10 protein-coding genes and 1 pseudogene are annotated in these 11846 nt (G+C 45.1%); 3 read left to right on the forward strand and 8 right to left on the reverse strand.

Features of this window, described 5'->3' with window-relative positions:
- Positions 1 to 18: 18 nt before the first annotated feature.
- Complete coding sequence (locus ACO0K1_RS17555) at positions 19 to 1077, reverse strand: LacI family DNA-binding transcriptional regulator (RefSeq protein WP_423028068.1); 1059 nt, start codon at positions 1075 to 1077, stop codon at positions 19 to 21.
- 521 nt (positions 1078 to 1598) lie between these two features.
- On the opposite strand from ACO0K1_RS17555, the gene ACO0K1_RS17560 reads away from it, so the two are divergent.
- The gene (locus ACO0K1_RS17560) at positions 1599 to 2009 is read left to right on the forward strand and encodes a PilZ domain-containing protein (protein WP_423028070.1); all 411 of its coding nucleotides are present in this window, start codon (positions 1599 to 1601) and stop codon (positions 2007 to 2009) included.
- Between the two features lie 65 nt (positions 2010 to 2074).
- Here ACO0K1_RS17560 and ACO0K1_RS17565 read toward each other — a convergent pair whose 3' ends face one another.
- Together ACO0K1_RS17565 and ACO0K1_RS17570 are read right to left on the reverse strand one after the other, a co-directional pair.
- Positions 2075 to 3343 carry an MFS transporter gene (locus ACO0K1_RS17565; protein ID WP_423028072.1) on the reverse strand — a complete coding sequence of 423 codons (1269 nt, stop codon included), beginning with the start codon at positions 3341 to 3343 and terminating at the stop codon, positions 2075 to 2077.
- 278 nt (positions 3344 to 3621) lie between these two features.
- On the reverse strand, positions 3622 to 4374 hold the full coding sequence (locus ACO0K1_RS17570) for an Hpt domain-containing protein (protein WP_423028074.1): 753 nt from the start codon (positions 4372 to 4374) through the stop codon (positions 3622 to 3624).
- 495 nt (positions 4375 to 4869) lie between these two features.
- Here ACO0K1_RS17570 and ACO0K1_RS17575 point away from each other — a divergent pair, with 495 nt between their 5' ends.
- Both ACO0K1_RS17575 and ACO0K1_RS17580 read left to right on the forward strand, forming a co-directional pair.
- Complete coding sequence (locus ACO0K1_RS17575; protein WP_423028076.1) at positions 4870 to 5442, forward strand: outer membrane beta-barrel protein; 573 nt, start codon at positions 4870 to 4872, stop codon at positions 5440 to 5442.
- A 265-nt stretch (positions 5443 to 5707) separates the two neighbouring features.
- Positions 5708 to 6418, forward strand: coding sequence for a glycine zipper 2TM domain-containing protein (locus ACO0K1_RS17580; RefSeq protein WP_423028078.1), 711 nt, complete (start codon positions 5708 to 5710; stop codon positions 6416 to 6418).
- A 115-nt stretch (positions 6419 to 6533) separates the two neighbouring features.
- Here ACO0K1_RS17580 and ACO0K1_RS17585 read toward each other — a convergent pair whose 3' ends face one another.
- From ACO0K1_RS17585 to ACO0K1_RS17605, 5 genes and pseudogenes are all read right to left on the reverse strand, one after another.
- Positions 6534 to 7769: an ABC transporter permease gene (locus tag ACO0K1_RS17585; RefSeq protein WP_423028080.1), complete on the reverse strand. Its 1236-nt coding sequence runs from the start codon at positions 7767 to 7769 to the stop codon at positions 6534 to 6536.
- Positions 7766 to 8962, reverse strand: a complete 1197-nt coding sequence (locus ACO0K1_RS17590; protein ID WP_423028082.1) for an efflux RND transporter periplasmic adaptor subunit — start codon at positions 8960 to 8962, stop codon at positions 7766 to 7768. The genes ACO0K1_RS17585 and ACO0K1_RS17590 overlap by 4 nt, the downstream gene beginning before the upstream one ends.
- Positions 8959 to 10968: an HlyD family efflux transporter periplasmic adaptor subunit gene (locus tag ACO0K1_RS17595; protein WP_423028084.1), complete on the reverse strand. Its 2010-nt coding sequence runs from the start codon at positions 10966 to 10968 to the stop codon at positions 8959 to 8961. Before ACO0K1_RS17595 ends, ACO0K1_RS17590 begins: the two co-directional genes overlap by 4 nt.
- The gene (locus tag ACO0K1_RS17600; protein ID WP_423028086.1) at positions 10965 to 11636 is read right to left on the reverse strand and encodes an ABC transporter ATP-binding protein; all 672 of its coding nucleotides are present in this window, start codon (positions 11634 to 11636) and stop codon (positions 10965 to 10967) included. The genes ACO0K1_RS17595 and ACO0K1_RS17600 overlap by 4 nt, the downstream gene beginning before the upstream one ends.
- A 91-nt stretch (positions 11637 to 11727) precedes the next feature.
- Positions 11728 to 11846: pseudogene (locus tag ACO0K1_RS17605) on the reverse strand (IS30 family transposase); the annotation flags it as partial.

Raw genomic sequence — 11846 nt, forward strand, 5'->3', positions numbered from 1 at the left:
ATCAGGCGGTTTTTTTATTCAATCATGTCTGAGTTGGCCTGAACTAGAGCGATAAATGAGTTCAGTTGATAATAGTTGCGGCGTGACAGTTTGCTGATCAATCAGATTCAATAATGCATCGACTAAAGCCAAACCCGCGGCTTGGATAGGTTGACGGACCGTTGTTAATGGCGGGTGGAAATAGCGTGCCAATTCGATGTCATCGTATCCCACCACGGCTATGTCTTCAGGCACATTTTTATTCTGTTCGCGCAGGATATTAATTGCACTCATTGCGAGTAAGTCGCTACAGCAAAACAGACCATCGTAATGCACTTTTCGATGTGCTAATTCAGTCATCGCGAGGTCGCCACCATTTTCTAAAAAGGAAGCCGGTACCACTAATTGTTCGTCATAAGGAATTTGATACGCTTCCAAGGCCTGGCTATATCCTTTGTGGCGGCTGGCAACTTCAGGCAATTTGACGTCACCAAAAAAAGCGATATGCTTTCTGCCTGACTTAATCAAATGTTCCGTTGCTAAATATCCTCCGGCAACATTGTCACTACCAATCGTGACATACATTTGCCGTTCAAGTTGCGCGCCCCATACAACGATGGGCACGCCACGTGCCGTGATTTTATTGAGTTGATCGTGGTGGCGCCACTGACCAATTAAAATGACACCAATGGCACGCCCTGTGTCAAATGGCAGAGAAATGGAATCCAGTTGTTCAGAATCAACACGTGACAACAACATATCAAATCCACGGTCGGTTAACGCATCAGCCAAGCTCCCCAATATCGCCAGAAAAAAGGGATCGGATAAATGTTGCCGTGTTGTCGCATCATAGGGGACAACGACGGCGACAGTACGGTTTTGCTTCAGGCGTAAATTTTGCGCACCGATATTGATCGTGTAATTCAAGGAGCGCGCCAGATCGGCGACTCTGTTCCGTGTTTCTTCATTGACTAATTTGCTACCGCTTAAAGCGCGCGAAACGGTGGAAGTGGACACGCCGGCCAATCGGGCTATGTCGGCCATTTGTAGCCGCCGTTGTTCGGCGACTGAGTCTGACGGTGCAGCTTTGCGTTTCAATCAAATCCCCTTTGCGTGCATATTGATTTATTTGAGTGCTGAATTTAACTTTGCAGAATTGTAAGCCGAAATTCCGGGAAATATCATAAAGAGATTCCAAACTTGATCTTTGGCTATTATCGATGCTTTTAAAGTTGCTATCTTGGTTAGATTTATTTTTTTAAAGATCATTTTTTAGAAATACTTGAAACATAAAACGGCCTTGAACCTGCCACCATCGGCGTGCGATGCGCGTGGTGACGTGCCATAAATTTACCTCGTAATCGATCGTAAATGACCATTTTAATGACGATAGTTAAAGGTGGAAATTTAAATGGCATAAACAATTCATGTTATTTAAATAATGATTGAAAGCGATGTGTTGTAATTACACGCAAGAAGTGTAATGCGTCACGATGGAGTAACAAAAAAGAAATATTGTGCTGTATTAGTCAATATTGTTAAACATCTCGCGGTCGAATGTTGGCTGATAAGGCGTTAAAGATGGGCGCATTCTTACATTATTCTCATTTCGATTTAATATGAACCAACCAGAAAATCGCAGTTGCCAACGTGTACAATTTTTTCGCTTACCAAAAGAACAGGGCTTCATTCCGGTTTGGATCTTTAATCGTGAGAATGATAATGCTCTGTCAGCTTTAGTGGTTGATATGAGTGAAAACGGGATGCAAGTTCTCACTTCCTTTGATGACAAACTGAGTAAATCTCACTACTTGATGCGTTTGTCAGACGATGAAAATTACTTGATGGAGATGCCCGTCATCCATTTGACGCATGTTTGGTCTTCTGCTGACACGGGTATTCATATCCGCACAGGGTTTTCGTTTCAAGCAATTGACCGCGACACGATCACCTTGATTATAGAGCGCATGAAAGCGCGTCAGCAAACCTATATGCGGTGTGTATTGACACCGGTTGATGCGCAAGAATGAAAACCATCGATGATTGCTGACTCTATATAATGTTGGTTTGTTTTTGAACTGACAAGCACGGCTTTTTACGTTGCCTCTTCCAAATTGCCAGCATTGCGGTAGAGCTTAGGGATCTTGTTTTTACTCATGATGACCATCACTAAGCTACCTGCTGCGAGGAGTAGCCAATTGAGTGCAGGGTTATGCATGCTTTGGGCAAGATCGAATAAAACACCACCAGCCATGCTGCCGACCATATTCCCCATACTTTGGTAAAGCATTTGTCGCGACATTAATTGGCCGGTGTCGGCATTCGCTTTGTCAGCAAAGCGCGCTGTCAGCACATCGAGTGATGGCCCATAAAAAACCTGTCCAAAAGAAAGCAGTATTGCCGACGTAATGACTGCGGTACTAGAGTGCCCGAATACCATCATCACAACGAAGCTTAAAAAGAGGCATAGGTAGCCAATTTGTAAAAAGCGAAAATGATCATGCGTTCGAACAGCACGTTTGGAAATTGGGATTTGAAAAAAAATGATGACCAATGCCGCTAGCCAAAATGGCGTTGAAACGGGAATGTCCGGTGTATATTTAGGTATATGCAAACTGAAACCTATCATAGGTTGGACTGCAAAACACCAAAATACTGCATTCGATAAATAAAACAAAAGCGGCAACTCAGTGCTTCTGGACGACGTTATTTTAGTTGCATTGAGATTGGAAGCTACGCTTGATGGATTGCTGTGTCCGTTATCACTACCTGACGTATGCTGCGCTAAATATGAAATTTCGTTTTTAGCAATCGCTTTCATTGCAATGAGCATGAATAATGCATAGGCAATAAAGGTAATCAGTACGATTAAAAATACGATCTTTAAACTGTCATGCGGCACCCAACTGGCTGTTAAATAGCCGCCGACTAAACCCATCCGTATTGCAAATGCGAGTCGACTAAACAACGACGACTGATCTAATTCCCGAAGTTTTAATAAATAGTTTTTCAATCCTGGAAAAGAAAGACCGCTGCCCAAACCCGCCAATAATGCAAACGCCGCCAGTGCCCATGCCTGCGCAAGAAAAGCCATGCAATATAAAGCGATTCCTTCCAATAAAATATTGCCAGAAATAGCCAAAGGGTGATTGGCAACTTTAGGAAAACGACTGCCGCCATAGGAACCGAGCACGCGTCCTAAATTCAATCCAAACAAAATGGAAGCAGCCCAGAAGCCAGAAAAGTGTTTGCCTGTTTCAGAAACGATAATCGGTGTATAGAGCGCAACACCGCCCGAGGCAATAGCTACGCCGATATAGATTAGATAGGCGTTAAAGGTGGGGTTAAATTTATTATTTTTCATAAAGAGACGACATCCGTCGCTCCATCTTACGTCAGCAAAGTATCTCTACTTAAATGCCTTGGGTGAGTAATACATGAATCCAGGCACTGACAATTAGCCTGCAAGGGATGGGTTGAAGTCAAGAACCATATTGTACCGCGAGCAACGGCTGCCAATAAGGCTGATTTTAGCGGTATAGAGCAAAAACTGGAATGAAAAACAGGTTGGAACCCAGATTGGAAACCAGATTGGAAACCAGTTTCGATATCGCTCTCATTCAATGAAACACAAAAACGAACTTAGTTACTAATCATGTGGTGGACGATTTTATTAAAACGCTCTCTGAATAGTGCGTCTTTTTGTAAAACAAAATCAGGTAAATTCTCATCCTGTTTGAGTTGCGATGCTGTGATTAAAACGCAGGTGGTATTTTTTGATTTGCCACCTAAGCGCTGAGCAGCACTGATTAAAGCCATTCCATTCATACGAGGCGTTTCCAGACCGGTCACGACAAGATCGAAAGGCTCAGAGAGAATTCGACCTAACGCAAGGTATCCATCTTTGGCGACCTCTAACCTGAATCGATAAGACTTCAACACGTCTTTGATAATGTTGACGACAACATCGGAGCTTTCCACAACTAATGCTGAATAGGGATTCTGCAGCGCCTGATGACGCAAACTTTGTAATTGCGTTTTAATTTCTTCGCCAGGTACTTTAGATTGTTGATACAGAAGTGTTACGCGTCGCAGCAAATCAATATATTCAAGCGCCGTTGAAATAAAGTTGAATTGCAGTATTTCGGTATGTTCTAAAAAATGAGAAATCAAATCTTCAAACGGATGGCAAACGTCAGAAATGACGTGCATACCATAAGTGCCGCCACTACCTTTTAACGTATGAATGCGGCGATAAAGCTCTCTGCAAATTTCCAAATCAAAGCCGTCAGATTCGAGTCTTAGTAACAAGCTTTCAAGTTCATCAATATGCGATGGTAAATCATTCAAATAAGTTGATCGCAATGCGCTGAGCATCGCTTGAGCTTTATTCATAAGTAAATTTTCAGACCGAGATACAGTAAGGGTACGTTGTTTCCATCCATCGCCAGTGGAGAACGGCTTATTGTGAGCGTTGCCGTTTTCTTGGTCAATTAACTTCTAATTATTTTTCACAATGATGACAAATACGTTGTAAAAAATAGATATATTTATCCCAATGAGCTGACGCTGGCTCTTAGTTAAATTCTATGGAGCCGTTATTTTCACGTCAGCATTGACTCGTTGTTGCTGTCATTTTGATTTTTCACCCTTTTTAGTTATAGCTAAAATGGATTGAAATTTTGTACGAAATTTATAAAAAAATACAAAAAGTACTGTTTTATTGGTCTTTTTGTTCCATTAGGTGGGACTTCCTTAAATTTGATATTCATTTTTTTTCCATGATGCGAGACTTCGTTTGCGCTTCGCTAACACGAGGTTCAGTCGAAGATGCGCTACACAATTCGTGTGTAGTCGGAGTTGAATACACATTGATAAAAGGAAGAAACCATGTTGAAAAATAAATTAGTTATCGCGTTACTTGCCACTGCTGGTTTGATGTTCAGTGCTGCTGCTTCTGCTCAAGTTTACGTCGGCGGCACCGCCGGTAAAGCGCAATGGAGCGAGGATTGCACAGGCCTGACTAGTTGCAGTACTGGTTCAAGTGCATACAAATTATTTAGTGGTTACAACATCAACGATAAATTTGCGGTTGAAGGTAGCTACTTCTCCTTAGGTACGATTGATGGGAATGCCAACGTACCTGGTACACAAAATTCTTATAGCCTGAAAGGAACCGGGTTCGAATTAGCCGGTGTCTATAACCAGGCATTTACGGATAAATTCAGTGGTTTCGCAAAAGCCGGTGTAGCACGTATCAAAGTAGCGAATAATTTTGTTGATCAAAATACGGCTGGGTACGATAGTCAAACATCGACATCACCCGTCTTTGGTTTGGGAGTGAATTACAAACTGACGAATCAAATTGCGTTGCGTGGTGAATTTGAAACACGTAAAGTGAAATACGACGGCGCAAAAGAAGCGGTCAACAATTTCTCTGTCGGTCTGCAATATAGCTTCTAAGATCGATAGCGCCTTACACAGTCTCCCCTGAAAGACTTGCCGGATCGGTTTGTTGATGACAAGCCAATCCGGTTTTTTTATTTAATCAGAATAAAAATGTGTATCTCTCAATGTAGGAGCGCCATTCACCGGAAACCTTACAGATTTTTTGACTTGCAGTTACAAGTGCTTACTATTGAAACATTTTCGCCTGATTCGTGACATACTCGATAGGTAGTGAGTAGATCACAATGCCTTGTTTTTCAACATTTACGGAAAGAAATTCATGTCCGAAAGCCCAGATAATAAACGTATCCATCCCCTTGTCGTGGGCGCCGCAGTTTCTGTCATTCTTTTTAGCCTGGTTGGTGTTGCTGCATTGACTGGCGTTTTACCTTCTTCAAACGGTGTACCAAAAACGGATGCGCAGCGCAATGCTGCTTCAGCAAGTAGTGTTGCGGTCTCAAGCGTGGCTTCGAATGCTCCAGGCACTGCGGCGAATGTTGCTGACAATGCGACACCAAAAAATATAACGCCGCTTAATTTACCCCCTTCGGAACAGCAAGCAGTCTCCGCGTCTGGTGGTAATGCTAGCGTGAGTGCGGGGACGACTAGTTCGCAGCAAAATGCGGCAACTAGCGCTTCTGTTACGCAAAAGCTTTGTAAGACTTGCGGTGTCATTGAATCGATTCTTCCTATCGAGCAACAAGAAGCGCATGGCAGTGGGCTTGGCGCCGTTGCCGGTGCTGTATTAGGGGGCGTGTTGGGGCATCAGGTAGGAAATGGCAATGGTCGAAGTCTGGCAACGGTAGCGGGTGCGGTCGGCGGTGGCTTTGCTGGCAACGCGATAGAAAAGCGTGCCCATACAACGACCGTTTATGAAGTCAAAGTGAAACTCGACAACGGGCATTACCGGGTTTTCAATTTTTCAGCGCAACCAGAATATCGCGAGGGCGATCGCGTTCATATTGAAAAAGGCCGCGTGGTTTTAGGCTAGTTGAAACAAGCTGTTCTGAGAATTTAATCCTCTACGATAAAAATCCCAGAACAGCGTTGCTGTATTTTGAAGCGGACAACGAGGTATCACGGAGAGTTCAGGGTTGGATAAAATCTTAGCCGTCACTACGTAGCGCGGCAATTGGATCAAGCTCAGCGGCCTGACGTGCTGGAAAAACACCGAAGCCCAAACCCACAGCTACACACAAGGCGACGGCCAATAACAAGCTGAGAGGTGACCAGGCGACAGCCCAGCCCGCCAAGGCCGCGATACTATAGGCCGCAATCGCGCCAAGCAAAACCCCTAATAATGCGCCTGAGACTGCGATAACAAGCGCCTCTGCTAAAAACTGTTGAACCACATCACGTTTGCGGGCACCTAACGCACGTTTTAAACCGATTTCACGGCGACGTTCGAGTACATTGGCCAACATGATATTCATGATGCCGATGCCGCCAACTAGCAGAGATACTGCTGCAATCGAGCTCATTACAACAGTAAAAATTTTCTGCGTTTGTTGATGCTGGCGGTATAAACCCATAGGCACAATGAGATTCGTATCATCCACACCGCCATGACGTTGATTAATTAACGTTTGCAATACATGCGCTGCGACATCAGGGGCAACCTTACCGTCGAGTTGTAAACTAATGCCGTCAATTTCATCTTCGATTTCTGAGAAATGGAAGCGGGCACGCGCGCTTTCCCACGGCACAAAGATGCGCTCGTCGTCAAGACCGAGTTTAACGCCTTCAAATTCGGCTTTATTGAGTGAGCGATTGGTCAGTACGCCAACGACTTCTAACCAGGCGTGGTTTAATTTTAAGCGTGCACCGACCGGATTTTCGTCGCCAAATAATTTTTGCGCTAAACGAGGCCCTAATACGCAGACGGGCGCAAGCGTTGCACCATCCGCGTCAGAAAACCAACGACCTTGCGTGACGTGGACACCACTATGTTCCGCATAGGCTGGTGATACAGCGAACGCGCGGGCATCGACGACATTTCCACCGCTCGCCAGTAAGTCCACTTTGATTTCTTTTTTGAGTGCGACGGATACTGCCCCCGGTACCACTTGCAGCGCGGCGTTTGCATCTGCCGCGGAGAGTCCCAGTGAACGAATACGAATCTCTTTCAGCTTGTCGACATCAATTCCTTTACTCTCGACCAGCAAATTGTTCAGCCCCAATTCGGCAACCAAATGCAAAGCCTCCCGCTGGCTGCCTTCGCCAACTGCTAACATTGCAACAATTGCCGCTACGCCAAAGATCATCCCAAGTAAGGTTAAGCCAGTACGTAACTTGCGACGTTGTAGTTCCGTGATCGCTTCAATAATCAGAGCGCGTTTCATGATTTATCAGCCTTTTTTTCTGGCGGTATTAAAATAATCTGTTGACCCGCAACGAGACCATTTTTTATTTCACTGCGGGTGATGCCGCGCGTACCTAATTCGATTTTTTGTTGATTTGTCTGATTGCCGTTTTTCGTATATACCGAGAACTGACTACCTTTCTGAATCAATGCCAGATTGGGGACCGTCAGCGCTGATTTTTTGTCGATGATACTGACGGTCGCCGTGAGGGCTTGTCCTGGTCTTAAGGCGAGTTTGTTAATCACTTCTTCTGGAATATTTGCTTCAAAATCACTGTATTTTACCGGCGACTCATTCGATTTAATGCTGGCGCTGCTGCCGACTTTAGTCACTGTAAGCTCAAGGTTGGTGCCCGTTCCCGCCAGACGTACATGCACTGGTAAGCCAGTTTTCAAACCAAACGTCTGACTTTCAGGGATACTAAACGAGGCAACCAGATGAGATAAGTCCGGCAAGATACCGAATTCTTGGCCTGGCCGGCGATTTGATCCTATTTGTGGCTTACTACCATCCCATGAGGCAACCAGATTAAAGACACCCTCATGCGGTGCGATCAGGTCAAGGCCCGATAAATTTTTACGTAATTGTTGAGCATTAAGTTCAACACTATCTTTTTGCGATTGAAGTAATGCAAGATTCGCATTCTTGCCAGCTTCTATTTGTCCACCTTTCCACCCCAAATAAGTTTGCTTTGATTTTAAAAAACCAATGTCTTGCAAGGCATCTAAAATTTGATTGCGGGTGAATACGGAAACATCGGCGCCAACATAGCGCTGGCTTAATTGTAAGTCGGCGACAACCTTGGCGCGATCAGCATCGAGACTGGCACGATTGACCGCATCCGTTTCGGCTAAACCAATGGCGACCAATTCTTTACGTAGTAATTCGGTATCCGCTTGCGATAAATCCATACGTGATCGTGGCGCGTCAAAGCGTGCGATGATTTGGCCTTTATGCACAACGCTGCCATCAGGCACCATATCTAAGACAGTACGTGAATCCCAACCGTCGCCCGGGACATTGAGTGGCGTATTTTCTGCGGCCTTGATTTCGCCCTTGACATTGATGGTTTCCTGCCATGCTTTTGCTGTCAGCGTTTCGGTGGCGGCGGAGGGCGAATTGTCGTCGCAAGCACACAAAAATAGAGTGCATAAAATAATTCCGGCTTTCATAATCCCTTTCCTGAAACCGTCGATGTCGGGCTGGTTGTGGTAACGGTTTTTTGGTCTTTGAACAACGTAACCTGCACTGCGGAACCGGGCTTTAAGCCTTTGGGAGGCGCATCAAACTCAAGCTCTATGTCACGAACGACAATGGCTTGTTTCGCGGATTTTCCGTGAAATACGTTACCTAAGCCCGTTACTTTCGCATTGAGTTGCAGATTGCCAGACGACATGGTCACTCGTGCAGCTTGGCCGATATAAACGTCTGAAACCTGGGCTTCAGGTACTTTTGCATTGACAAATAGCTTGTCCGGATCGGCGAGGCTGGCGACCGCCATCCCTATCCAAATTTGCGCCCCAGAAGTGAATTTGTTGCCACTAAAATCGGTTTTGTACAACAACATGCCACGACGTGGTGCATTGACCGTCAGCGCTTCTTGTCCTTTGCTATAGATGTCAATCGTGTTTTGAATTTGCGCAATTTGTGCGATATTGCCATTGTATTCCGCTTCGCGATAGCGGGATTGTGCAGCCTGCAATCTGGCGGCGAGCGCTGCCAAATCACTTGTCATACCTTTTTCAATCACTAATTTATCGTAGTCAACGCGGCGTATTAATTCTTTTGGCATCAAGGCTTTTTTTGCCGCTTTATCAGCGTTACTTTGCGCTTCCTGAACGGCTAATTCATCACTTTTTTCAAGCTCTCTTTGATTCAGTTTGAATTTTTCCAAGCTACGCTGCCATTCTTTGAGAGCGCTTTTTTGCACTTCAAGTTGCTTGGAAATCTCAGATGCCTGAAACATTGCCAGCATCTGACCGGGTTCGATGATGCTGCCTTCCGGTGCGATTTGAAACAATGTGTAATTCCAGATATTCCTGATTGTCGGCGGTACCACGGGTATCGTAATGTGAGATTGAACATCACCTTCGATATTGATTTCGTTTGATGCAGCTTTACCGGGCTTTTGAACTTTACTATTGGCCGATATACTGGTTTTTGCACTGGTTTCTGCAGTACCTTTTGCAGTGGCTTTAGTTACTTTTTTAGGCTCAATCAAAACGCTCATGCCCGGAATTAATTTTAGGCCGTGATCTTTGGGTAAATCAATGTCGATTTTAAAATAGCGACCATTTCCCCAGCTTGCGTGCGGCGTTGGTGCACTGGCGATATGGGTGATTTTCGCTTCGAGCCTACTTCCCGGAAGAGCATCAAAGCTTAATTGCACCGTTTGTTTTTCGTTCAGATACGGACGATCTGCTTCCAGTGCCCATGTCTGAATTTGCAATCCGCCAGCGCTCATTACCTGGCCCGCCATATTGCCCGGAAAGCCACTCGAACCTTCTTCAAATCGTTCACCGCGCCACTCGTTATAGGCGTACGTTACTATGCCGTTTTGCGTGGCATGAACCTCAGATTGGGCTAATTCTGCTTTGGCAAAAGCGAGGTAAATGAGCTGCTTTTTATTTTCGAGATCACCATCTTGTTGACGTCGTTTTGCCGCCAATTTTGCATTATCAAAAGCTTGTTGTTTGACGATGACATCTCGTTGCGCATGCTCTTTTTCGCCTTGGTATTTATCGTAATCTAAGGCTGAAATTTGTACTTTAGGTAAGGCTGCGTTGACTAATGCTTTTGCCAGGGTCGCTTTGGCGATGATGAACTCTTTCTCTGCATTGAGGGCATCCACATCAAGTTTGGCGACATCCATTTTTGTTTTTGCGCTGGTCTTTTGAATCTCGCTTTGTAATTTTTCAATATTCTCAGCATTGGATGTTTCGATGCGGAGCAATAAATCTCCCGTCTTGACAACGGTGCCTTCGGGGACAAAATTCTTGATTGTAACGGGCGACGAATTCGATGGTGGTACAAAGATCCCTTGTGCGTTTTTTGCCTGGACTTCGCCAGTTAATAAGACAGGCCGATTGTTTTGATTGGCAGCCTGTTGTGCCAGACAAAAAATAGGTGCTAATGCCAAAACCAGGATGGCAGCGCGTGGCACGACAGATTTTTTCATCGATGATCCTCGACAATTTTTCCATCGCGTAAGTGGATGGTGCGTTGCGCCTGTTTGGCGATATCGGTATCGTGCGTCACCATCACTAAGGTTTGTCCACTGGCATTTAATTCGGTAAGGAGCGCCAATACATCTGCCGCGCTCTTTGAATCCAGATTGCCAGTTGGCTCATCAGCCAATAATAGGGCAGGTTGGTTCAGCAAGGCGCGCACAATGGCGGCGCGTTGTAATTGGCCGCCAGATAATTCTGCTGGCTTATGATGCAGGCGTGAAGTCAGTCCAACGCGTTCTAACAAGGCGTGTGCACGTTGTTCTGCTTGCGGATCTGGCAAAGTGGAATAACGCTGCGGCAGAAGTACGTTTTCGAGCACACTCAAGCGTGGCAATAGATGGAACGATTGAAAGACAAAACCAATGCGACGATTGCGGACATCCGATGCGCTGTCGTCATCCATGGCACTGATCTCGTCTTGTTGCAAATGATAGATACCTTTATCTGGTCGATCCAACGCACCAAGGATATTGAGTAAGCTCGATTTCCCGGAACCTGATGGACCCATGATGGCGACGAATTCGCCGGTAGCGATATGTAAATTGATGCCATCAAGCGCGCGAATTTCATTTCCACCTTGCCGGTAGGTTTTGTGAATATTACTTAAAGTGATCATCTGTTTCCAAATCTGATGCAGGTGAAAAGAGTGCGACAGTACTTCGTTTTTATGATTTCCAGCGACGCCGTGATTTAAAAATAACGCGAGTTCAATTTTGAAGTGCAAGCGTATTTTTGAAGAATACCTGATTGGGTGTAAGGTATCCTAACCTTTTTCTTGGTCGATTATTCAGTCTATTCATGGCGTGATCAATCTCCTGTTGTGTAA

Source organism: Undibacterium sp. SXout20W, from assembly GCF_049340285.1.
Lineage (GTDB): Bacteria > Pseudomonadota > Gammaproteobacteria > Burkholderiales > Burkholderiaceae_D > Undibacterium.

What these genes read in the sequence shown, in the direction of transcription:
- ACO0K1_RS17570 (WP_423028074.1), bottom strand. Translation starts at nt 4,374, where the DNA reads ATGAATAAAGCTCAAGCGATGCTCAGCGCATTGCGATCAACTTATTTG.
- ACO0K1_RS17595 (WP_423028084.1), bottom strand. Translation starts at nt 10,968, where the DNA reads ATGAAAAAATCTGTCGTGCCACGCGCTGCCATCCTGGTTTTGGCATTA.
- ACO0K1_RS17565 (WP_423028072.1), bottom strand. Translation starts at nt 3,343, where the DNA reads ATGAAAAATAATAAATTTAACCCCACCTTTAACGCCTATCTAATCTAT.
- ACO0K1_RS17585 (WP_423028080.1), bottom strand. Translation starts at nt 7,769, where the DNA reads ATGAAACGCGCTCTGATTATTGAAGCGATCACGGAACTACAACGTCGC.
- ACO0K1_RS17590 (WP_423028082.1), bottom strand. Translation starts at nt 8,962, where the DNA reads ATGAAAGCCGGAATTATTTTATGCACTCTATTTTTGTGTGCTTGCGAC.
- ACO0K1_RS17600 (WP_423028086.1), bottom strand. Translation starts at nt 11,636, where the DNA reads ATGATCACTTTAAGTAATATTCACAAAACCTACCGGCAAGGTGGAAAT.
- ACO0K1_RS17580 (WP_423028078.1), top strand. Translation starts at nt 5,708, where the DNA reads ATGTCCGAAAGCCCAGATAATAAACGTATCCATCCCCTTGTCGTGGGC.
- ACO0K1_RS17560 (WP_423028070.1), top strand. Translation starts at nt 1,599, where the DNA reads ATGAACCAACCAGAAAATCGCAGTTGCCAACGTGTACAATTTTTTCGC.
- ACO0K1_RS17575 (WP_423028076.1), top strand. Translation starts at nt 4,870, where the DNA reads ATGTTGAAAAATAAATTAGTTATCGCGTTACTTGCCACTGCTGGTTTG.